Origin of the sequence: Cohnella caldifontis (assembly GCF_029360585.1) — a bacterium.
GTDB lineage: Bacteria > Bacillota > Bacilli > Paenibacillales > Paenibacillaceae > Cohnella > Cohnella caldifontis.
The window spans coordinates 35,946-57,253 of record NZ_JAQZSJ010000016.1; the positions used below are offsets into that span (position 1 = coordinate 35,946).

At 58.8% G+C, this 21,308-nt stretch carries 20 protein-coding genes and 1 pseudogene; 15 read left to right on the forward strand and 6 right to left on the reverse strand.

Annotated features, from left to right (window positions below; genetic code table 11):
- Positions 1-2: 2 nt before the first annotated feature.
- Complete coding sequence (locus PTZ19_RS19140) at positions 3-1,043, reverse strand: hypothetical protein (RefSeq protein WP_276356760.1); 1,041 nt, start codon at positions 1,041-1,043, stop codon at positions 3-5.
- Between the two features lie 162 nt (positions 1,044-1,205).
- Here PTZ19_RS19140 and PTZ19_RS19145 point away from each other — a divergent pair, with 162 nt between their 5' ends.
- Positions 1,206-2,126 carry a S66 peptidase family protein gene (locus PTZ19_RS19145; RefSeq protein ID WP_276356762.1) on the forward strand — a complete coding sequence of 307 codons (921 nt, stop codon included), beginning with the start codon at positions 1,206-1,208 and terminating at the stop codon, positions 2,124-2,126.
- On the opposite strand, the gene PTZ19_RS19150 is transcribed toward PTZ19_RS19145, so the two are convergent.
- Positions 2,119-2,880 (reverse strand): MerR family transcriptional regulator, encoded by a 762-nt coding sequence (locus tag PTZ19_RS19150; protein WP_276356763.1) that lies wholly within the window; start codon positions 2,878-2,880, stop codon positions 2,119-2,121. The two genes, PTZ19_RS19145 and PTZ19_RS19150, sit on opposite strands and share 8 nt — an antisense overlap.
- A gap of 202 nt (positions 2,881-3,082) precedes the next feature.
- Between PTZ19_RS19150 and PTZ19_RS19155 the strand changes: the two genes are divergently transcribed.
- A complete protein-coding gene (locus tag PTZ19_RS19155) occupies positions 3,083-3,880 on the forward strand; it encodes an alpha/beta hydrolase (protein WP_276356764.1) in 798 nt (265 codons plus the stop codon).
- 67 nt (positions 3,881-3,947) lie between these two features.
- Here the strand turns inward: PTZ19_RS19155 and PTZ19_RS19160 are convergent, their stop codons facing one another.
- Positions 3,948-4,685, reverse strand: a complete 738-nt coding sequence (locus tag PTZ19_RS19160) for a hypothetical protein (RefSeq protein WP_276356765.1) — start codon at positions 4,683-4,685, stop codon at positions 3,948-3,950.
- Positions 4,686-4,811: 126 nt separating this feature from the next.
- On the opposite strand from PTZ19_RS19160, the gene PTZ19_RS19165 reads away from it, so the two are divergent.
- On the forward strand, positions 4,812-5,618 hold the full coding sequence (locus PTZ19_RS19165; protein WP_276356766.1) for a gluconate 2-dehydrogenase subunit 3 family protein: 807 nt from the start codon (positions 4,812-4,814) through the stop codon (positions 5,616-5,618).
- A gap of 18 nt (positions 5,619-5,636) precedes the next feature.
- Positions 5,637-7,352, forward strand: a complete 1,716-nt coding sequence (locus tag PTZ19_RS19170) for a GMC family oxidoreductase (protein WP_276356767.1) — start codon at positions 5,637-5,639, stop codon at positions 7,350-7,352.
- Between the two features lie 141 nt (positions 7,353-7,493).
- On the opposite strand, the gene tatA is transcribed toward PTZ19_RS19170, so the two are convergent.
- Entirely contained in the window at positions 7,494-7,697 is a 204-nt protein-coding gene (gene tatA / locus PTZ19_RS19175; RefSeq protein ID WP_276356768.1) for a twin-arginine translocase TatA/TatE family subunit, read from the reverse strand.
- A 44-nt stretch (positions 7,698-7,741) separates the two neighbouring features.
- Positions 7,742-8,491 (reverse strand): twin-arginine translocase subunit TatC, encoded by a 750-nt coding sequence (gene tatC, locus PTZ19_RS19180; protein WP_276356769.1) that lies wholly within the window; start codon positions 8,489-8,491, stop codon positions 7,742-7,744.
- 162 nt (positions 8,492-8,653) lie between these two features.
- On the opposite strand from tatC, the gene PTZ19_RS19185 reads away from it, so the two are divergent.
- Positions 8,654-9,046 carry a c-type cytochrome gene (locus PTZ19_RS19185; RefSeq protein ID WP_276356771.1) on the forward strand — a complete coding sequence of 131 codons (393 nt, stop codon included), beginning with the start codon at positions 8,654-8,656 and terminating at the stop codon, positions 9,044-9,046.
- A gap of 196 nt (positions 9,047-9,242) precedes the next feature.
- Positions 9,243-11,105: an LTA synthase family protein gene (locus PTZ19_RS19190; protein WP_422615020.1), complete on the forward strand. Its 1,863-nt coding sequence runs from the start codon at positions 9,243-9,245 to the stop codon at positions 11,103-11,105.
- A gap of 83 nt (positions 11,106-11,188) precedes the next feature.
- On the opposite strand, the gene PTZ19_RS19195 is transcribed toward PTZ19_RS19190, so the two are convergent.
- The gene (locus PTZ19_RS19195; protein WP_276356774.1) at positions 11,189-12,037 is read right to left on the reverse strand and encodes an alpha/beta hydrolase; all 849 of its coding nucleotides are present in this window, start codon (positions 12,035-12,037) and stop codon (positions 11,189-11,191) included.
- A 334-nt stretch (positions 12,038-12,371) separates the two neighbouring features.
- On the opposite strand from PTZ19_RS19195, the gene corA reads away from it, so the two are divergent.
- The 9 genes and pseudogenes from corA to PTZ19_RS19240 all read left to right on the forward strand — a co-directional run bounded on the left by corA (position 12,372) and on the right by PTZ19_RS19240 (position 21,259).
- The gene (gene corA, locus PTZ19_RS19200) at positions 12,372-13,322 is read left to right on the forward strand and encodes a magnesium/cobalt transporter CorA (RefSeq protein ID WP_276356776.1); all 951 of its coding nucleotides are present in this window, start codon (positions 12,372-12,374) and stop codon (positions 13,320-13,322) included.
- Between the two features lie 23 nt (positions 13,323-13,345).
- Entirely contained in the window at positions 13,346-14,095 is a 750-nt protein-coding gene (locus PTZ19_RS19205; protein WP_276356777.1) for a hydroxypyruvate isomerase family protein, read from the forward strand.
- Positions 14,096-14,207: 112 nt separating this feature from the next.
- Positions 14,208-14,711 (forward strand): annotated as a pseudogene (locus PTZ19_RS19210) (MFS transporter); the annotation flags it as partial.
- Positions 14,712-14,789: 78 nt separating this feature from the next.
- Positions 14,790-15,002 carry a hypothetical protein gene (locus PTZ19_RS19215; protein WP_276356778.1) on the forward strand — a complete coding sequence of 71 codons (213 nt, stop codon included), beginning with the start codon at positions 14,790-14,792 and terminating at the stop codon, positions 15,000-15,002.
- Positions 15,003-15,059: 57 nt separating this feature from the next.
- Positions 15,060-16,109 carry an NAD(P)-dependent alcohol dehydrogenase gene (locus PTZ19_RS19220; protein WP_276356780.1) on the forward strand — a complete coding sequence of 350 codons (1,050 nt, stop codon included), beginning with the start codon at positions 15,060-15,062 and terminating at the stop codon, positions 16,107-16,109.
- A 55-nt stretch (positions 16,110-16,164) separates the two neighbouring features.
- On the forward strand, positions 16,165-16,953 hold the full coding sequence (locus tag PTZ19_RS19225) for a carboxymuconolactone decarboxylase family protein (RefSeq protein WP_276356781.1): 789 nt from the start codon (positions 16,165-16,167) through the stop codon (positions 16,951-16,953).
- Between the two features lie 497 nt (positions 16,954-17,450).
- Positions 17,451-18,410 carry an ABC transporter permease gene (locus PTZ19_RS19230; RefSeq protein ID WP_276356782.1) on the forward strand — a complete coding sequence of 320 codons (960 nt, stop codon included), beginning with the start codon at positions 17,451-17,453 and terminating at the stop codon, positions 18,408-18,410.
- A gap of 19 nt (positions 18,411-18,429) precedes the next feature.
- A complete protein-coding gene (locus PTZ19_RS19235) occupies positions 18,430-19,329 on the forward strand; it encodes a carbohydrate ABC transporter permease (RefSeq protein ID WP_276356783.1) in 900 nt (299 codons plus the stop codon).
- A gap of 100 nt (positions 19,330-19,429) precedes the next feature.
- The gene (locus tag PTZ19_RS19240; RefSeq protein ID WP_276356784.1) at positions 19,430-21,259 is read left to right on the forward strand and encodes a type 2 periplasmic-binding domain-containing protein; all 1,830 of its coding nucleotides are present in this window, start codon (positions 19,430-19,432) and stop codon (positions 21,257-21,259) included.
- Positions 21,260-21,308: the final 49 nt, after the last annotated feature.

Genomic DNA, 21,308 nt, shown 5'->3' on the forward strand with positions numbered 1-21,308 from the left:
GGTTACGGTTTTACCGTAATGGGAAAACTCATGCGCGTGTCGCTGTAGGAATCGACTTCCTTGACGGTTCCGCTCTCTTCGTAGCGATAGCGGTAAGGATCTTTGACTCGGATGGCGTAAGTGCCCGGCGGGACGTCCGCTTCCCAGGTGATCGCGGTCCTTCTGGCCCCGCCGCGGGCGGGCAGGACCGTATCCTTAAGCTCCGCCGTCGATTTAACGATATCGGTTCCCGATTTCCCGGGGAACGCGAGTTCAAACCGCGCGCTTTTGATGAGAAGATCATGATCGCTTTTGTTCGCGAAGGTCAAATAGACCTCCATCGATTTTCCTTTTGCGATGGGCAGGCTTAAATCATGATCGGTACTCAGCAGAATATCCAATGGCGTGTCTTCCTGGGCGTAAAACCCCTCTTGGTAAAATTTCCATGGAACTGCATCGATGATTTTCACCTCTACGCTGTAATCCCGCACGGGCGTCACAAACGGAATTCCCGCCGTAAAGGTCCGCATTTCCCCGACCTTGAACCGATTGGCGTTTTTCCCGTTCGACTGAATGACCTCACTCTCGGCCACCACCGCGCCGTTCGGATCCTTCAAAACCAGCACCGCTTCTTTCCCTTCGCCGATCGGTTTCAGCAGCTTCGCCGCGCCGCGGATCGAAGGCTTCCTCGCCAGCCTGTCGTTCGAATCCCCGAAATCCACCTGGAGCTGCCCGACCAAGAGGCTATGGGACGGATCCGCGACGGTAAAGTTCGCTTCGTCCTCATAATACATGTCGACTTGCGGAGGTTGATCGGCGTACTCGGGCAAGCGGTAATCCACCGTGGCTCCCATCTTTTCGGAGAACAAACGGACGGGGACGTAGAGGCGATCCTTGTATCGGATGACCTCTTGCTGATCCGCGCCCGCGCTGCTGGTTTGGCCGTTGACGTGGAAGATCATGGCGGCTTTCGTCAAAAACGGTTTCGCCGAATCGGCTGCGGAGACGGAAGCGGCGGCAGTCACGGCAGCGCCGGCGAGAAAACCGGCGAGAAATTTTTTCATCGAAACCCTCCTTCATCTAGATGAAATACTGGAAAGTTCCGGAAAAGTTGCGATGCCGGCCGCCTTCGAAACGGAAACAGCGGGTTGTAGATCGCGAGATGGGTTACGCGGCGGTTTCCGCTCATACCTTTGGAATAAACGGGTGATACGGGAGGGGACGGGATGGCCGCGAAAGGACCCGCGCTTCGGGCAGGGGATACGATCGGGCTCGTCACGCTCGGCAGTCCGCTCGATCGGGCCGTCATCGACGCGCGGATCGATTTCTTGAAAGGGATGGGCTTTCAGGTCGTGACGGGCAGCCACGTATACGACGTGAACGGCTTTCTGGCGGGGACGGACCAGGAGCGGGCGGCGGACTTGATGGCCATGTTCGCCGATCCCCGCGTCCGGATGATCTTGGCCGTGCGCGGAGGAGTGGGCGTGGAGGGCATCCTGCCCTATCTGGACTATGCCTATATCGCCCGCAATCCGAAGCTGGTGAGCGGCTACAGCGACATCACGGTGCTGTTGAACGTGTTGTTCCAGCGGAGCGGGATCGTGGCGCTGCACAGCCTTTTATTGCTCGATTTTCGAGCGGAGACGCCGGCTTATAATTTCCAGCAGTTTTTCGCCGCCGCCGCTTCCGGCTCCGTGCCCCGGCCGATCGTCAATCCTCCGGGGATGCCGTTGACCGGACGGGTTCCGGGGCAAGCGGCCGGCCCGCTCATCGGGGGCAACCTGACTTCGCTGGTCGGTTCGCTCGGAACGCCGTTCGAGGTCGATACCCGCGGGGCGATCCTGCTTCTCGAAGAGACGCATGAACCGACCAACACGGTTTTCCGATACCTGGAGCAGCTCAGACTGGCCGGGAAATTCGCGGACTGCGCGGGCATCGTCATGGGCGAATGCACGAATTGCCAGACGGCATACGGCACGACATACGGCGACGTCATCGAACGGTTCATCGTTCCGCTCGGAAAGCCGACATTGATCGGCCTGGCTTCCGGCCACGGAACGTACAAAGCTGCTTTGCCGATCGGCGCATGGATGCAGTTGAACGCCGACGCCGGTACGCTGACGCAGATGGAAGCGGCGGTTACGTAACCGACTCGGCCGCCGCATAGGCCTCCGCCGCTAGGCACATATAGTAGGCCAGCCCCGTTTGCTGGCCTTCGAGCATGGAGCGGTGAAAATCGTCCTGCAGGAAAAACCGCGTCTGCGCCGCATATTGGCCCGGGTCGGTATCATGCCCATGTTCGCTCAGAAACGCCAGATGTTCTCCGATCAGCTCCCGGACCGCGGCATCGTCGTGCCGCGCGCCGGATCTTAGCGCCTCCGCCATCCCGTTCATGAACCGGACGGCCTCCCGGGCCGATTCGTTCATTTCCGTCACCTGGATGTTTTCCGTCTCGGCGAGCAGGTCGAACCCGTACGCGTCCCGCAAATGCCGGTTTTGCTCCGCCAACGCCTCCCGCCACTCCTCCTCGCGCAGAAACCCGACGAACATTTTCCGCGTTTCCATCGGTTGTCCCGAGTTGCCGCGATCGAGGGATTCTTCCAACGTCTCCAGCAATCGCGCCAGCCTTTGTTTTCGGTCAAGCAGGAGTTTCCTCTGCTGGGCGAGGATAGCCTGCCGCTCCGGTTCCCGTTGCAGCAGACGTTTGATTTCGCCAAGCGGAAAATCGAGCTCCCGATAGAACAAAATTTGCTGCAGCCGCTCGAGCTGCGGGACGTCATAGACCCGGTAACCGGCCTCGGTGACTCCGCTTGGCTCCAGCAGACCGATTTTGTGATAGTGGTGCAATGTCTTCACGGTAACGCCGGACAATTCGGCCACTTCTTTCACGGTGTACGGCAACGGACGTTCCTCCTTCAGGATTTTGGCGGGGCTAACGCTCGCCTTTCCCTATCATCCTAAAGTCTCCCCTAAGGGGAGAGTCAAGAGGGCGTGGCCGAAGCTTGGGCATGAAAAATCGCAGATGCCGAAATGGGGGATGGACAAGTCCGTCCGGCTCATGGAATATAAGGGATAGTTGGTTACCTAAAGGAGACGGATGAACATGAGCCATTACGAAACGATTCCGTTGTGGGACGGAGAGCCGCCGTATAGCGAAGGGGTGGAGCAGAAGACGCAACCGACCCTGACGCTGTACCCGGTTCCGAACGCCAAGGGTATGGTGGTCGTTTGTCCCGGCGGCGGATACCAGCATCTCGCGGATCATGAAGGGGAGCCGGTCGCGCTGTGGCTGAACCGGATCGGCATCTCCGCCGCCGTGCTGAAATACCGGCACTCGCCGTACCGCCACCCGGCTCCGCTGTCCGACGCTTCGCGCGCGATTCGATATGCCCGGCATTTGGCCGGGAAGTGGGGACATTCCGCCGATCGGATCGGCATTCTCGGTTTCTCGGCAGGCGGGCATCTGGCGGCATCGGCCGGGACGTTGTACGGGAACGGGCATCCCGAATCGGAGGATCCGATCGAACGGCTGAGCAGCCGGCCGAACGCGATGATCCTCTGTTACCCCGTGATTTCGTTCGGAGAATACCGGCATCACGGGTCCATGGTGAACCTGCTCGGCGACCATCCCGATCCGGCGGCCCGCCAGATGATGTCGATCGAGCAACAGGTAAACGGAGATACGCCGCCCGCGTTCATTTGGTTTACCGCCGACGACGGCGCGGTGCCCGCGGAGAACGGGCTGCTTATGGCAGGCGCGCTCAGCCGTCACCGCATTCCTTATGAGCTGCACATTTACGAACGCGGGCGCCATGGACTCGGCCTGTGCGAAGGCGAAGATTTGACCGCCCGCGCCTGGCCCGTGCAGTGCGAAGCCTGGTTGAGGAAACAAGGTTTCTAGAACCGCAGCAGACGGCAGAAACGACACCGCCGAAGGACGCGTCCGCGTCCTTCGGCGGTGTTTTGCGTTATTTCGAGCCCATCGCGAGCTGCAGCAATTTTTGGATGTCGGATGCCGTTTGGCGGGGCGAAGCGCTGCCCGCGTTCGAACGGATCCGGTCGATCGTCCGTACGGCTTCGGGGCTGGTGACGGCATATATCTTCACGTCGCCCATATTGTCCTTAATCCACCGTTTCGCCTGTTCCATATCGTCGTGGGTCGCGCCGTCGCCCGCCGGCGTCGTGCCGACGTTCACGCCCGGTCCGGCTTCCGGACCGTGTCCGGACATGCCGGCGGTTCCGCTGAGCAGCTTCTGCTGCATCGTATCGTACCGGTAGGCGCTGGTGCCGCTTTTTTTCGCCGCGAGAATGACCATGTCGTCCAGCGCGAATACCCGGATATCGGATAAACCCGCGCCGCTGAGCCTCGATTCGATATGCGAGGACAAGCCTTGGCTGTGCAGGCCGGAGCTTCCGATCACGCTGTATACCGAGCTGCCGAGACCGTAGCTCGTTCCGCCGAACTCGTTCGTCGTGCGGGTTTTGGCGCCATCCGCGCCCGGGATGGCGCGCGGATCCCCGTGACCGGCGATCCGGTGGGGCGTGAGCGAGTTGGCTTTGATTTTGTCGTCGGCCGCTTGCTGGCGGGCCGCCGGTTTCTTGCCGTCCGCCGCTTGCGTCTTCATGTTGTTGTTGGCTTGGCACGCCGGGAGAAACAGAAGCGCGGCTGCCGTTAGCGCCGCAAGCAGAGTGAATTTCGTTCTCATCCGCATTTTCCACCTCTGGTCCAATCTCAAAGTTGTCGTTAGCATGACCCATCCGGCCCATGCATAACCGCGATTTTCTGGAAAAACAATAAATGAAAACCAATCCACACAATCGAGGTGTTCGGTTTGGCCCCAACAGACGAAAAGAAAAGCGCCAACCCGCCGCAAGTCCGGGAGCCGTCCCGCCGGAAATTCCTCGTCAACGCGGGGAAAGTGATCGGAGGCGTCGTGGTCGGCGGGGCGATCGGCGGACTGGTCGGCTGCAATCCCAACAATAACGACAACGCCAACAAGGCCTCGCCTTCCGCCAGCCCGTCCGCCGGAGGAGCGCAGGCCGCGGCGGAACCGAAAAACTACAACCGCGCGCTTATGTTTTTCACGCAAGAGCAGTTCAGGACGGTGAACGCCGCGGTGGAACGCATTTTCCCCGAGGACGAGAGCGGTCCGGGAGCCCAGGCGCTGGGGGTCGCTTATTTCATCGACCACCAGCTGGCCGGAGAGTGGGGCTTTAACGGGCGGGAATACATGTCGCCTCCGTTCTACCACGGCGAAACCGTGCAGGGGTACCAAGGCCGGCTGAAAAGGCGGGAAATATTCACGATCGCGATCCAAGAGATGAACAACTACAGCCAGGCCCAATTCAAGAAAAACTTCGTCGACCTGGCTGCCGACCAACAGGACAAAGTGCTGGAAGCGTTCGAGAAAGACCAAGTGCAGCTGACGACGATTTCCCCGAGCGGTTTCTTCAAAATGCTGCGGGCCAGCACGCTCGAAGGCGCCTACAGCGATCCGCTGTACGGCGGGAATCTCAACATGGCCGGCTGGAAGATGCGCGACTACCCGGGCAACCAGATGAGCTACACCGACGTGATCGACAAGGATTTCACCGCCATCGCGCCGTCCAGCCTGCAGGACCATATGGCGGCACATTAGAAAGGAGGGATTCGCGGCATGGCTAAAACGTTGCCGAAAAAGGACGTCGTGATCGTGGGCGTCGGCTGGGCCGGCGGGATCATCGCGGCGGAGTTGACCCGGGGCGGTCTGGACGTGGTCGGACTGGAACGGGGCAAGGAGCGCAAGACGGAAGATTACTTCATGGTGCACGACGAGCTGCGATACGCGCAGCGTTACGAGCTGATGCAGGATCTGTCCAAGGAAACCGTGACGTTCCGGGCCAACGAGAACATGCGGGCGCTGCCCATGCGCGCCTACGGATCCTTTCTGTTGGGGGACGGGATAGGCGGAGCGGGCGTTCACTGGAACGGGCAGACGTTCCGTTTTCTCCCCTATGATTTCGAAATCCGCTCCAAGACGATCGAACGCTACGGCAAAAACAAAATCCCGGACGGCATGACGATCCAGGATTGGGGCATCACGTACGATGAGATGGAGCCGTATTACGACAAGTTCGAGAAGATGGCGGGCATCTCCGGGGAGGCGAACCCGCTCGCGGGCAAACGGTCCAGCGATTACCCGAACCCGCCGATGAAAAAATCGCCGCCGATCCAGCTGTTCGAGCAAGCGGCCAAAAAGCTGAATCTCCACCCTTACATGCAGCCCTCCGCCAACTTGTCGCAAAACTACACGAACCCGGACGGCGTTTCGAGAGCGGCCTGCCAATATTGCGGATACTGCGAACGTTTCGGCTGCGAATACGGCGCCAAGGCGGACCCGGTCGTGACGGTCATTCCGATCGCCAAAAAAACGGGCAAATTCGAAATCCGGACCCATTCGCAAGTGCGGCGGATCTTACATACCGGAGGCAAAGCGACCGGCGTCATGTATACGGACGTCACGACGGGCGAGGACATCGTCCAGCCCGCGGACATCGTCGTGATGACGAGCTACGTGTTCAACAACATCCGGCTCCTGCTCATGTCCAAGCTCGGCACGCCGTACGATCCGAAGACGGGCAAAGGCGCCGTCGGCAAAAATTACGCTTACCAGGTCCAGAAGGGCAACGCGACGGGCTTTTTCGACGACAAGAAATTCAATCTGTTCGCGGGCGCGGGTTCGCTCGGCATGAACCTGGACGATTACAACGGAGACAATTTCGACCACAAAGACGTCAAATTCATCCACGGGGCTTCGATCAGCATCGGGCAGACCGGTTTCCGCCCGATCGGCAACAACACGGTTCCGTCCGGCACGCCCACTTGGGGCAAGGAATTCAAAGCCGCCTCGGTCAAATACGCGAACAGCGCGCTGAAAGTCGGCGCCCAGGGCTCTTCCATGCCCTGGAAGCATCATTTCGTCGATCTGGATCCGACGTACAAGGACGCGTTCGGGGACACTTTGCCGCGGCTCACCTTCGATTTCGAGGATCAAGACAAAGAACTCACCGCCTACATGACGGACCGGTGCGCGGAGATCATGAAGGAGATGGGCGCGTCGAAGATCGACAAGGCGAAGTCGCTCGGCCCTTACGAGATCACGACCTACCAGTCCACCCACAACACGGGCGGCACCATCATCGGCTCCTCGCCGGATACGTCCGTGGTGAACAACTACCTGCAAATGTGGGAGGCCGAGAACGTGTTCGTCATCGGGGCCAGCAATTTCCCCCACAACTCCGGCTACAACCCGACGGATACGGTGGGCGCCTTGGCCTACCGGGCTTCGGAGGGGATTCTCAAGTACGCCAAATCGGGCGGGTTGCTCGTTTGACCTTCGGATCATGCAATACGCCCCCGAACTCTCTGAGCCCGGGGGCGATATTTTTTGAAAAGCCTGATGCATAGATAAGGACCTCATTTTCCCTGCCAGGGAAAATGAGGTCCTTACATGTATCAAATGAACCGCACCGCCTCAGCTCAGCTTCTGCGCCTCTTCCTTCAGCAGCTCGATGGGCTCGGCTTTATCGTCGTCCGTAATGCCCCGGGTGGAGTTGCGGAACTCCCGCAGCGTGTCGCCGAACGCCCTGCCGAGCTGCGGCAGCTTGGCGGGACCGAAGACGATCAGCGCGATCACGAGAATGATCAGCAAGCCGGAAATTCCGATGTTGTGGAACATGGGTCAGGACCTCCTTGGATTTGAAATGACAGGTTTGCAGTCGTTCAACCGGGAGCCGGCGCCGGAGACGCCGACGCGGCTTTCTTGCGGGCATACCGCACGGAGAGGAGCGCGCTGAGCTCGAACAGGAGCAGCAGCGGAACCGTCACCGACAGGTGGGACACGAAATCGGGCGGCGAGATGCAGGAGCCCACGACGGCGAGTCCGACGTACGCGTATTTGCGGACATGCCGGAGACGGGCCGGCGTCAGCAAGCCGAGCCGCGTCAGGAACAAGACGGCGAGGGGCATCTCGAACGCCGCTCCGAGCGGGAACACGACGTTGAAGAGGAAGGAGAAATAGCGGTCGATTCCGTACGTCTCCACGGCCCCCAGGCTTTCGTTCATCTCTTTCATGAAGCGGAGCATCATCGGAAACACGACCAGATAGCCGAACGAGATGCCCGTCAGGAACAGGAAGAAGGAAGCCGGCACGTACCGGAACGTCTCCCTCGCCTCCCGCTCGGTGAGCCCCGGCCGGACGAACGCCCAGACGTGGTAGAGCAGCAGCGGCAGCGTCATCAAGGCCGCGAACAGAAACGCGCATCGCAAATAGACGAACAGGCCGTCGGTGAACGAGAATACGTTCCATTCGACCGCGATGCCGGCCGGCCCGCGCTTCAGGCGCAGCAAGATGTCCGGCGACAAGTACAAGCCTCCGCACATCGCCGCCAGGAACCAGGCGCCGACCCAAATCAGCCGTTTGCGGAGCTCGGCCAAATGGCTCACGAGATCGTCCCGCAGTTCGATTGCCATCACCCCGCGTTGCAGGCATTTTGGATTCCGCTTCCTTACGTTGCCCAAACTTTGCCAAGGTATTCTGCGGGTGCGCCATGCGGCTTTTGAATGGAGAGGGGGAAATCGGGGGATGGTAAGATGAACCCAAAATGCAGGTTTTGGATCAGGAGGTCTTGAAGCATGAAAAAACTGGCCGCCGTCGTGCTTATCTTCACGGTTTTCCTCGCCGTGACCGCCTGCCAGAGGAACAATAACGGAGCCCCGGACCAAACCCAGGCGCCCGCCGCGTCTCCGACTGGTTCCCCGGCCGGTACTCCCGCGGCTTCTCCGTCTGGGGCGGCCGGCACGGTCGACGCGGAAGCGGTATTTTCGAAAAATTGCGTAGCCTGCCATGCCGCCGACTTGCACGGAGGCGTCGGGCCGAACCTTCAGGACGTAGGGGCCCGATTGTCGGCCGCCGACATCACGACCCGGATCTCCGGGGGCGGCGGCGGCATGCCGGCATTCAAAGGAACGCTGTCGGACGCCGAGATTCAGGCGCTTGCCGATTGGTTGTCGGCGAAAAAAGGGTAAGTATCCCGCATCCGTTCCACCCGAATCGAGGCCCCGGGCCCATGGCCGCCCGGGGCCGCTTTGCGTCGGTTCGGCGGTTGCGCGGATGGCGGATTTTCCGAAACCCGATTTTTTTGATACTATAGGGTGTACAGAGAGAGAAGGATTCACCTAAATGAATCCGGATATGGGAGAGGAGGATCTGCGTTTCGAGGCCATGAATCAGTTTCTGACCAAAAGGCCGTTTTTGTTCTTTTCGCTGCTGCTGATCCTGAAGAGCGCCCTGGCGTATCTCGTGATATTCGAGACGCCGGCGTCGTGGCTGTGGAAGCCCCTGCTCAACGAGCTGCCGTTCATCTGGATCTTATTTTGCCTCATCGAATTTTTCTCCGCCAAGCGCAAGATTTTGCTGTACATGATCGTCAATCTGCTGCTGACCGGACTTTTCTTCGCCGTAATCATGTACTACCAATATTACGGAGTCATCGTAACCTACCACGCGCTGGACCAAGTCAACCAGGTTACCGCGGTCAGCAACAGCGTGTTCTCGCTGCTTCATCCGTACTACCTGCTGATTTTCACCGACATCGTCGTCCTGATCCTCATGGCTTTCCGCAACCGCAACCGGAAAATGTGGCGGAACCTGGGCTCCCTGCGGATGCCGAAGAGCGTCACGACCGTGGTGTTCGTGCTGTCGCTGTCCTTGTGCTTGTTCCAGGTGCTGCCGAACCGCGCCAGCATGAACGAGATCAAAAAAGCCGAAGAAATGGGCATTCTCAACTATGAAGCGTTCACCCTTCTGGCCGACGAGAAAAAAGAGAAGCCGGTGGACAAAGAAGCCATCACCCAGCAGGCCGTTAACGAGTTGAAAGGCATCAACGAGCCTGCCGATCCCCAGTTCCATGGGGCGGCGGCCGGCAAGAACCTGATCATCATCCAAATGGAGTCGTTCCAGAATTTCCTGATCGATCTGAAGCTGGACGGGCAGGAAGTCACGCCGAACATGAACAAACTGGCGCACGAAAACTTCTACTTCAACAAGTTTTATCAGCAAGTGGGGCAGGGCAACACGTCGGACGCCGAATTCGTCGTGAACTCCTCGTTCTACGTGCCGCCGCACGGCGCCGCCTCCGGGGAATACGTGGACAAGGAATTGCCGAGCCAGCCGAGGCTGTTCGAAGCGAACGGGTACGACACCGCCACGTTCCATACGAACATCGTGGAGTTCTGGAACCGGGGCGAGCTGTACAAGGCGCTCGGCTGGAACCGTTACTACGACCAACAGTTTTTCGGCGACGAGGATAAAATTTTCTTCGGTTCCTCGGACGAGGTGCTGTACCGCAAGACAAGCGAGAAGCTGAAAGAGATGGACGACTCCGGCAAGCCGTTCTACGCGCAGTTGATCAGCTTGAGCGCGCACCACCCGTTTACGATTCCGGAAAGAAAATACAAAATGACGCTTCCCGAACGGTACGAAGGCACGATGGTGGGCGATTACGTCCGCGCCCAGAATTACGCCGATTACGCGCTGGGTCAGTTCATCGACACGCTGAAAGCGAACGGCGTATGGCAAAACAGCCTGATCGTCGTGTACGGGGACCACGTGGGCTTGCCCAAGTTCTCCCTGGACAGCAAGGAAGCCGGTCTGATGAAGGAGATTTACGGCCGGGATTACGACTATTCCGACATGATCAACATTCCGCTGATCATCGCCGGAGACGGCGTCACGTCCCCCCGGACGTTCGACCAGGTCGGAGGACAGGTCGACGTGCTGCCGACCGTGGCGAACCTGATGGGTTTCTCGCTGGACGGACAGCTCCATTTCGGAGAGGACATCCTGAACCAGCCATACAACTTGCTGCCGCAAAGGTACTATCTGCCTTCCGGTTCGATGATCAGCGGCGAAGTGCTGTTCATTCCCGGGAACGATTACGATGACGGAACCCAGTATCCGTTGAAAGGCACGGATTCGGGCTCGACCGACATCACGGAAGACGAATACCGCAACGCGCTTGACCTGCTCCGCTATTCCGACAGCTATATCCGGCAGCTGCCCGATCGGGAGCAGCCGGCGGAATAGGGATGGGCAAAGCCGCCATCGGAATGGAAAAACCCGCGTTCCCGGGATGGGAGCGCGGGCTTTTTGCGCCTGCGCGAGGCGGATCACCGCACGGAGGCGAGCCGTTCCGCCAGCCACGCCTTCATGACGCGGAAGACGTCCTCCCGCTGCAGCTCGTTGTGCAGCTCGTGCCGAAGGCCGGGCCATTCCCGGTACGTGCACAAAGGGCCGGCGTTCGCCGCGAACTGGCGGCTGGCGGCGACGGAGGTCACGGAATCCGCGCCGCCGTGCATGAGCAGCAACGGGACGGACAGTTCCGTTGCATGCTGAAGCGCCCAGTAGCCGGCGCGGTGCACGCTGACGAAGAATTTGGCCGTGATGAAGCCGTGTCCCAGCTTGTCTTCCCGCAGCCGCTCCAGCATGACGGGATCCGAGGTCAGGTGCGTCGGATTGAATGGCCGGTGGTTGGAATAGGCCGGCATGATGCGCTGCGCCACGCGGGCAATGGCGACTTGCAGGGCGGGGGGATCGAAGGCCAGCTTCAGCCAAGGACCGACGACGATGGCGCCGGCGACGTCCGGCTTGCGGCGCAGCAAATAGTTCAGCGTCAAGTTGCCCCCCATGCTGTGCCCGAACAGGATGACGGGTTTGCCGGGGAACCGGCGGGCGGCTTCCTCCCGCATCCGGTCGATGCCTTCGAGCAAATCGTCATAGGAGTTCGTGTGTCCGCGTTTGCCCTCCGTGCGGCCGTGCCCCAGTTGGTCGAAAGCCAGCATGGCGTATCCGTCCGCCGTGAAGCTTTCCGCCACGTGGAGATAACGTCCCGTATGCTCTCCCATGCCGTGCGTGACGGCGATGACCGTCCGGACCGACGCTTCGTCGTCCGGCGTCCACTCGATGGCGTATACCTTACGGCCGCCGTCCGACGGCCAGCCGAATTCCCGGGTTTTCAATGCGGCAGCTCCTTTCCGGAGGTTCCGGTATGGGGGTCCGTTCCAATTCCATCTTACACGGTTCCGCGGGCAAACGAAATCCCTTGCGGTTCGCAAGGGATTCCCGGACGTTCGAGCGGTCAATGGTTGTTCCCGGACGAGTTGCCCTTCTTGTCGGAGGTGCGGGTCGTCGTGTTTTGCCGGCCGTGTCCCTGCTGCTTGGAGCCCATTTCATCCACCTCCTTGCATGGACGGATCGGTTTCAGTTTGCTCCTCCCGACCTTCGGTTATGACGGATTCACAAGTTGTCAACGGCCCTGCCGTAGCGCATAATGACCGTATGAGGTGATCGCGTTTGCTGCACACGCTGGCCATTAAGGACGACGGGGAAAAAATCGAGGACGTCCCTCTGCATACCCTGAACGAATCGTACGTCAAATGGTTCTGGGTCGACTTCGACTGTCCGTCGGAGGAAGAAACGAAGCTGCTGGACACGTTTTTCCATTTTCACCCTTTGGCCATCGAGGATTGCCTGCATTTGCTTCAACGGCCCAAGGTGGATCACTACGAGGGTACCCACTTTTTCGTCGTGCATGGGATCGATCCGGATACGCTGAAAGTGGACGAAATCGATTTTTTCATCGGGGCCCGGGGCATCGTGACGTTCCATCTGCAGCCATCCGCGGAAGTGCAGGAAGCGTGGCGGCGCATGCAGGAGCCGGAGGCCGTCGGAAACCGCGATCACCATTTCGTGGCTTATTTGATTCTGGACAAACTCGTGGACAACTATTTTCCCACGCTGTACCGGATCGAGGACCACATGAACGACCTGGAGACCCGGGAGGATTCCGAGCCGCTGCAGACGCTGATCGACGAGGTGTACGACATTCGGAGCGACCTGCTGCGCTTGCGCCGCACCGTCATCCCGATGAGGGATTTGCTTTACCGGATTTTGAACTCGGACAAAATTCCCGGCATGCGCGAGCATGTCGCCTATTATACGGACATCCACGACCATCTGCTCAAGCTGACGGACATGATCGAGGCCGACCGGGAAATGACCGCGGATTTGCGGGACAGCTACGACTCCATCCGGTCCAGCCGGATGAACGGAATCATGAAGACGCTGACGGTCATCACGACCATTTTCATGCCGCTGACGTTTATCGCGGGCATTTACGGCATGAATTTCCGCTACATGCCCGAGTTGAATTGGCACTGGGGATATTTTGCCGTGCTCGGCGTAATGGTCGGGCTCGGGGTCGGCATGTATGCGTGGTTCAAGCGGAAAGGTTGGTTCGATTAAAAAACGGGCGGAGGGGCCGGTATATGCGCTTATCGGTGTGCGTGGACGCGGTGTTTCGGGGCGTGGAGAAGGCGGAGGCCGTAAGACGGGCCGCGGAGGCAGGGTACGGCGCTTACGAGTTCTGGTCTTGGTGGGACAAGGATCTGGACGCCTTGTCGCGGGTGCAAGAAGAGACGGGGCTCGCGCCGGCGGCGATGTGCACGCGTTTCGTCAGCTTGGTCGATCCCGCGCGGCGGGACGAGTACTTGGCCGGTTTGCGGGAGTCGCTGGACGCCGCTCGGCTGTTGGGATGCCGCACGCTTATCTCGCAGACGGGGAATGAGCGGGAAGGTATTCCGCGAGAAGAGCAGCGGGCCAGCCTGGTGGAAGGGCTTCGCGCCTGCGTGCCGCTGTTGGAAGAAGCGGGCGTCACGCTCACCGTGGAACCGCTCAATACGGCGATTAATCATCCGGGCTATTATTTGTCCTCCTCCGACGAAGCGTTCGGCATCGTGCGGGAAGTCGGAAGCCCGTACGTGAAGGTCCTGTACGACATTTACCATCAGCAGGTCACCGAAGGGGATTTGATCCGCCGGATCGCGGGGAACCTGGACTGGATCGGGCATATGCACGCGGCCGGCCATCCCGGCAGAGGCGAGCTCGACCAAGGGGAGATCCACTACCCGAACGTGTTCCGGGCGATCCGGGAAGCCGGGTACGAAGGGTACGTCGGTTTAGAATATTTTACGGATGGGGACCCGATGCCGGGGCTTCGCCGCTGGTTGGCGTATTGAAAAAAAAGTCGATTTCCGGCTGGTTGCGAGCCGGAGTCGGCCTTTTTTGAGCGTTCAGAACTGATAACTTTTCGGGGTGAAGTCATGCCCCATCCCTTTCTTAGAGCGACNTTATGTTGCGGAATATCTGAAGGCCGTAACGAATATGACTCCGAATGCCATAAGTTTAACGTTATTCGTCTTCGGCGGAGCCAATATGATCGGAAACATCGTCGCGGGAAGATTGCTTACGCATCGCGCCAATCGGTCCGTCGTGTTTTTCCCATTGTTATTGGGTGCCGTATACATCCTCTTATTCTTCACGGGACGGTTTGCGGTACCAATGGAAACCATGACTTTTGTTTGGGGAATATTGGCGGGAGGGATCATGGCCAATATCAATCAGTATTTGATTGCGTCCGCAGCTCCCGAAGCGCCGGATTTCGCCAACGGATTATTCATCTCCTCCTGTAACGTGGGAACGACCGTTGGCGCGGCAGCAGGCGGTGTGTTGATCTCCGAAATGGGCACGCCATACGTGGTGTTGGCGGGGTTGCTTTCATTATTGTTGAGTTTTGGAGCCATTTTCCTAAGAAGCTGCATGATGACTCCAACAAGGCAACTCTCCGGGACATGAGCGAATAAAGGAAGCCGGCAAGGCCGACCCTAATCCTTGGTTAAAATAGGCAGTCGTATGACAAAGGAGGGGTTCAACATGACAGCAGCCGAACAAAACTGGCAGCAACAGTGCCAGGAAATCCATCATGCTTGCTCCAATCGCAACTGGAGTCAAGTGATCCAGCAGTGCCGCGATCTGATCCAGTACGCGCAGCAACAATCGGGCGCTACAACCGCAGCACAGCAGTCCTACCAAGGCCATGAAAGGCAACAGCAGATGCACATTCAAGCACATGCCGAGCAAGACTAATATCGATCATCCGGTTCTTCCGCACGCGGAGTGCAACGGATTTCAGGAGGTTAAACTTTGATTACGGTTCAAGCGCGCGCAACATTCAGCCCCGAAGGTCCATTCAGACTGACCACGATCGAACGCAGGGATCTCCAGCCGCATGATGTCCTTATTGAGATTAAATACGCGGGTATCTGCCACTCCGACATTCATACCGCTCGCGGCGAGTGGGGACCGGTGCAATATCCTCTCGTTCCCGGACACGAGATTGCCGGAATCGTCACGCAGGTAGGTTCGGAAGTCACCAAATATGCCGTCGGCGACCGAGTCGGGGTAGGCTGCATGGTGGACTCCTGCAGAGAGTGCGTGAACTGCCGGAAGGGAGAGGAGCAGTATTGTCTTCACGGCAATACGGGCACCTACGCAGCCATCGACCGGTACGGGCAATATACGCAGGGCGGCTATTCCACCCATATCGTCGTAACCGAAGACTTCGTGGTCCGAATTCCCGACGGTCTCGCCTTCGACGTCGCCGCTCCGCTCTTGTGCGCCGGCATTACGACGTATTCGCCGCTGCGCCACTGGGGCGCTGCTCCGGGCAAGAAGGTCGCGGTCGTCGGCCTTGGCGGGCTCGGGCATATGGCCGTGAAGCTCGCTCATGCCATGGGGGCGGAGGTAACGGTTTTATCTCAGTCACTGAAAAAGAAAGAAGACGGTTTGCGGCTTGGCGCGGATCATTATTACGCCACGAGCGATCCGGAAACGTTTAAAAAACTGGCGGGCTCGTTCGATCTCATCGTGAACACCGTGAGCGCGAAAATCGACCTGGACGCCTACCTTTCCTTGCTGGCTCTGGACGGTACGCTCGTCAACGTGGGTGCGCCGGCGGATCCGTTGTCGGTTAACGTCTTCTCGCTGATCGGCCATCGCCGGTCGTTTGCCGGATCGATGATCGGCGGGATTCGCGAAACGCAGGAGATGCTTGATTTTTGCGCCGAGCATCGTATTGCTCCTGAAATTGAGGTCATATCCGCCGACCGGATCGACGAAGCCTGGGAGCGCGTACTCAAATCCGATGTCCGGTATCGATTCGTGATCGACATCGGCACCATGGGGAAAGAATGACGAGTTCGCATAGCTGAGGATAGAAGCAGAGGCACGCCTGCACGGGCGTGCCTCTTTGATTGAGGCGCAAGAAACAGGAGGCTCATATATGGACCGAATTGAAAAGAGCGGGGAGAAGTACAAGCAACTATTCGGCGATGGAGTACCGGCAGCGTATGCCACGGATCCCGATTTCCAGGACATCCTGAGCCGTTTCATTTTCGGTGAGGTCTTCCATCAAGGCAGCCTGGATGACAAGCAGAGGGAGCTCATAACCCTGGTGGTGTTGACCACGAACCAAACCTTGCCCCAGCTTAAGGCGCATGTGCATGCCGCGCTGAACGTCGGGCTCACGCCGATCGAAATCAAAGAAGCCGTGTACCAGTGCGCGCCGTATATCGGCTTTCCGAAAACGCTCAATGCCATCGCGGAGACGAACGAGGTTTTGAAGGCCCGGAATATCGCATTGCCGCTCGAAAGCCAGAAGCGGGTGGAGGAAGACAACCGGTTTGAACAAGGGCTCGCCGTGCAGGTTGAGATTTTCGGGGACATCATCGCGAAAAATCGGGAGAACGCCCCCGCAAACCAGAGGCATATTCAGGATGATCTCTCCGCCTTCTGCTTTGGCGACTTCTACACCCGCGGCGGACTCGAACTTAAGACGAGGGAGCTGCTTACGCTCTGCATCGTAAGCGCGCTGGGCGGTGCAGAAAACCAGGTGAAGGCGCATGTGTCGGGTAACCTGAACGTAGGCCATGACAAAGAAACCATGATCGCCGCCATCACGCATTGCCTGCCCGATATGGGTTTCCCCAGAACGCTCAACGCCCTCCATTGCATCAACGAAATCATTCCGGAAAAGTAACCAGTGCTTTCGGGGCCAATTTTCGTGGGAATACCAAGACCGCTTTCTTCGGTACGAAGGGACCGTTGGAAGCGGTCTTTCTTCTCCTTATGGTGCAGCACCCGGAGAATTTCTCTGCTCCGAGAAGTACGAGCACCGATACTGGATTGATGTGCTGCGCTCTTTCGGCGGTCCGGGGAATCGTGCCGTGATACTTGCTTTTTTGGAGGCAATTGGACAGCCGAATTTGCAAAATAGAGCACGTGGTGCGCTAATCCGAGGTGCGGCGCCTCTCGACGGACCGTCAGACAAAACGCACTGACGCTTTTTCTTGCCGTTTCGAGGGGTGAAAACGGTTCACTTCGCGGAGAAAACGGTCCGATAACGGCGGACGCCTTTCGCGCAGCCGATGCCGATTTTCCCTCCCGGACGCCTGCCGCCCTGCTTTAGAATGAAATCGCATACAAGCGGCGGCCGGGCAGCTGGCCGCGAAACGGAGCAAAAGGGGATTTGCGAACATGTCCGTACCGGCTGACCAACTTGCCCAGCTCGGATCGGCCGCAGCGAAGCCGGGCCGGAGACTCCCGAACAAGTATAAGCTCTTCCTGATGGCCCTGCCTTTCCTCGCCGTCACCTTCATTTTCTACTACTTGCCGATCTATGGATGGATTTACGCCTTCTACGACTACATCCCCGGTATCCCGCTGGAAAAAACGCCGTTCGTCGGCTTCAAGTGGTTCCGAACGATCGCGGAGAATCCGACGCAGACGGCCGAAGTGGTCCGGGTCATGAAGAACACGGTCGCCATGAGCGGCCTCGGCATCGCGACTTCGTTCCTGCCGGTCGTCTTCGCGATCTTGCTGACCGAGATCAAGACGGGATGGTACCGGCGGATCGTCCAGACGCTGACCACGATTCCGAACTTCATCAGCTGGATCCTCGTGTATTCGGTCGCGTTCACTCTGTTCTCCGTCGATAACGGGTTGGTCAATACGCTCCTCCTCAAGCTCGGCTTCATCGACGATGGGATCAACTTCCTCGCGAACAACCGCAACGTCTGGCTCGCGATGATCGCATGGTATTGGTGGAAAAGCCTCGGCTGGGGCGCGATTCTGTACCTCGCGGCCATCACGGGCATCGACCAGGAGCTGTACGAGGCGGCGGAAGTGGACGGCGCCAGCCGGTTCCGCAAAATTTGGCACATCACGGTGCCGGGGATCATGCCGACGTTCTTCGTGCTGCTGCTCCTGTCCATCGGCAACTTCGTCAACAACGGGATGGAACAGTATTTCGCGTTCCAGAACGCCATGAACAAGGACACGATCGAAGTCCTGGACCTGTACGTCTACAATATCGCCTTCAGCAACAACTTCGCGTTCGCGACGGTCGTCAGCATGCTCAAATCGATCATCAGCGTATTCCTGCTCTTCCTGGCCAACGGCATGTCCAAGTGGGTCCGGAAAGAGTCGATCATCTAAGGTCCGGGAGGGTAACGCCGTGAAAAGCCGCAAGCTTCGCGCCGGGGACGCCGCGTTCCATACGATCAACTATGCGTTCTTCGGCCTCTTTACCTTGACCTGCATTTTCCCGTTCTACTATTTGTTCATCAACACGATCAGCGCCAACGACCTGTCCACGATGGGGTATATCACGTTTTACCCGCGGGGGATCCACTTCGATAACTACGTTTCGGTGCTGAAGATCAAAGGGCTGGGACACGCCGCCTTCGTCTCGCTTTACCGCACCGTCGTCGGCACGCTGCTCACGGTGGGGGCATCGGCTTTCCTCGGTTACCTGTTCACGAAGAACGAGATGTGGGGCCGCAAAATCATGTACCGCGCCGTCGTCGTCACCCTCTATTTCAGCGCGGGCATGATTCCCTGGTACAGCACGATGCACATGCTGCATCTCACCAACAACTACTTGGCGTACATCCTGCCGACGATCATCGCTCCGTTCAACATCATCCTCGTGAAAACGTTCATCGAAGCGGTGCCGCCGTCGCTGGAGGAATCGGCCGCTCTCGACGGCGCGGGGTATTTGCGGATATTCGGCAGCATCATCTTTCCTCTGATCACGCCGATCCTGGCGACGATCACGATCTTCTCGGCCGTGAACCAGTGGAACTCGTTCATCGATACCGCCTGGCTGATGACGGACAAGAAGTATTACACGCTGCAGTACTTGCTCTGGCGCTATCTGAACGAGTCAAGCTCGCTGGCCGCGCTGATCAAGAGCGCGCAGAACCTGGGGGCCGTCGACGTGCGGAACATGCAGACGCCGACTTCGGTCCGGATGACGGTGACGATGATCGTCGTCTTTCCGATCCTGCTCGTCTACCCGTTCTTCCAACGCTATTTCGTCAAAGGCATCATGATCGGGGCCGTGAAAGGGTAAGCCGCGGGCATGCGAAGCCATGGGGAACCGGGTTTGTCTCCGCCGCCCGGCGGAGTTGAACTATAACCGATTGTCATTATCCAAAGGGAGGCAACAAGGCATGCGTTTCAAAAAGTTGACGAGTCTTGCGCTCGCGGCCATCCTGGCGGTTGCCGTCACGGCGTGCAGCAGCAGCAAGAACGAGGAATCGAAGAATTCCCCGCCGGCAAGCGCGTCGCCGTCCAGCGGCGGATCCGGCGCCAGCGCGAGCGCAAGTCCGGAAGGCGGGCTGGATCACACCAAGGAGCTCGAGCTCACCGTCTTCTCGACGACCGCGAACTACGCGGGCGAGCAGACGGGCTGGTACGGCAAAATCCTGAAGGACAAGTTCAACATCAAGCTGAACATCATCGCCTCCAACCTCGACGGAGGCCAGAATAAGATCGCGGCCATGATGGCTTCCGGCGACCTTGGCGACATCGTCGTGTTCGGAAGCGACAAGACCGATTACCCGAACGCCATCAAGGGCGGTCTGTTGCTGGACTGGACGAAGGACGGGCTGCTGGACAAATACGGCAAATACATCGTCGACAACTTCCCGAAAGCGATCGAGAAAGCGAAAATCGCGTTCGGCGGCGGCCAAGCGGTGTACGGGCTCGGCCATAACGTGGCGGGCAACCAGCCGGGACCGTCCGAAGGCAAGGACCTGACGTGGGGGCCGGAGCTTCGCTGGGATTTGTATAAGCAGCTGGGCTATCCCGAGATCCGGACGCCGCAGGATTATTTGGGGGTCCTCAAGAAAATGCAGGAGCTCGAGCCGAAGAACGAGCAAGGCAAGAAGACGTACGCGTTCTCCCTCTGGTCGGACTGGGACGGCAACTACAAGATGACGCTCGCGAAGCAGTTCGCGAACATGTACGGCTACGACGAGAACGGCGCCACGCTGCTGTACGTCGCCGCGGACGAAGACAAATACTACGAATTCCTGTCCGACGACAGCTGGTACATGAAGTCCCTGAAGCTGTACTTCGACGCGAACCAGATGGGGCTGGTCGATCCGGACTCCTTGACCCAGAAGTTCGACGACGTCGTCGGCAAATACAAGGACGGCCGTCTCCTGTTCTCCTGGTTCCCGTGGCTCGGCTCCGCCAACTACAATACGCCCGATCGCACGGCCGTCGGCAAAGGGTTCGCGACGGTGCCGTTCAAGGAAGAGAAAGTCTATTCCTGGGGCTTCAACCAGTACGGCAACGACTGGATCATGGCGATCGGCGCGAAAGCGAAGGAGCCCGAGCGCATCATGGAATTCATCAACTGGCTGTATACGCCGGAAGGCGCCATGCTGTCGTCGGGCGGCGGCACGGCGATCCAGAACGGGCCGAAAGGCTTGACCTGGGATCTCGACAAGGACGGCAAGCCGTTCGTCACCGATTTCGGCTGGCAGGCATTCGCGGACCAGAAGGGCACGATCGTGCCGGACGAATACGGCGGCGGCACGTTCTACGACGGCCAAAGCCAGATCAACTTCTCCAACGTCGCGCCGGGGCTCACGAATCCGGAGACGGGCGAACCGTACGACCATAACCTGTGGACGTCGTCGCTCAAGCGGAATCCGAGTCAACTGGACCAGGAATGGCGCGACAAGATGGGCGCGCTGACGCCGAAAGAGTATTTCGTGAAGAACAACATGATCGCGGTCGCTCCGCAAGGCTTCACGGGCAAGCCGCCGCTCATGATGGATAAGGCGCTCGAGCAGAAGAACGCGCAGATCGGTACCGTCATCCAGCAGTACTCGTGGAAAATGATTTTCGCCAAGGACGAAGCGCAATACGACAAGTACAAGCAGGAGATGATGGATAAGGTCAAAGGCCTTGGCTACGACGAGGTGCTGGCGTTCTCCGTCAAGAAAGCGGAAGAGCTGTTCGAATCCAGAAAGAGCGTCCAGCAGTAAGAGAGAACGGAGCCGCCAGTAACGCATGCCGCTCGCTTCCCCGGAGGCG

Excerpts from the sequence above, each read along its gene's own strand:
- PTZ19_RS19140 (WP_276356760.1), bottom strand. The coding sequence starts at position 1,043 with ATGAAAAAATTTCTCGCCGGTTTTCTCGCCGGCGCTGCCGTGACTGCC.
- PTZ19_RS19145 (WP_276356762.1), top strand. The coding sequence starts at position 1,206 with ATGGCCGCGAAAGGACCCGCGCTTCGGGCAGGGGATACGATCGGGCTC.
- PTZ19_RS19155 (WP_276356764.1), top strand. The coding sequence starts at position 3,083 with ATGAGCCATTACGAAACGATTCCGTTGTGGGACGGAGAGCCGCCGTAT.
- PTZ19_RS19160 (WP_276356765.1), bottom strand. The coding sequence starts at position 4,685 with ATGAGAACGAAATTCACTCTGCTTGCGGCGCTAACGGCAGCCGCGCTT.
- PTZ19_RS19170 (WP_276356767.1), top strand. The coding sequence starts at position 5,637 with ATGGCTAAAACGTTGCCGAAAAAGGACGTCGTGATCGTGGGCGTCGGC.
- tatA (WP_276356768.1), bottom strand. The coding sequence starts at position 7,697 with ATGTTCCACAACATCGGAATTTCCGGCTTGCTGATCATTCTCGTGATC.
- tatC (WP_276356769.1), bottom strand. The coding sequence starts at position 8,491 with ATGGCAATCGAACTGCGGGACGATCTCGTGAGCCATTTGGCCGAGCTC.
- PTZ19_RS19185 (WP_276356771.1), top strand. The coding sequence starts at position 8,654 with ATGAAAAAACTGGCCGCCGTCGTGCTTATCTTCACGGTTTTCCTCGCC.
- PTZ19_RS19190 (WP_422615020.1), top strand. The coding sequence starts at position 9,243 with ATGAATCAGTTTCTGACCAAAAGGCCGTTTTTGTTCTTTTCGCTGCTG.
- PTZ19_RS19205 (WP_276356777.1), top strand. The coding sequence starts at position 13,346 with ATGCGCTTATCGGTGTGCGTGGACGCGGTGTTTCGGGGCGTGGAGAAG.
- PTZ19_RS19215 (WP_276356778.1), top strand. The coding sequence starts at position 14,790 with ATGACAGCAGCCGAACAAAACTGGCAGCAACAGTGCCAGGAAATCCAT.
- PTZ19_RS19230 (WP_276356782.1), top strand. The coding sequence starts at position 17,451 with ATGTCCGTACCGGCTGACCAACTTGCCCAGCTCGGATCGGCCGCAGCG.
- PTZ19_RS19240 (WP_276356784.1), top strand. The coding sequence starts at position 19,430 with ATGCGTTTCAAAAAGTTGACGAGTCTTGCGCTCGCGGCCATCCTGGCG.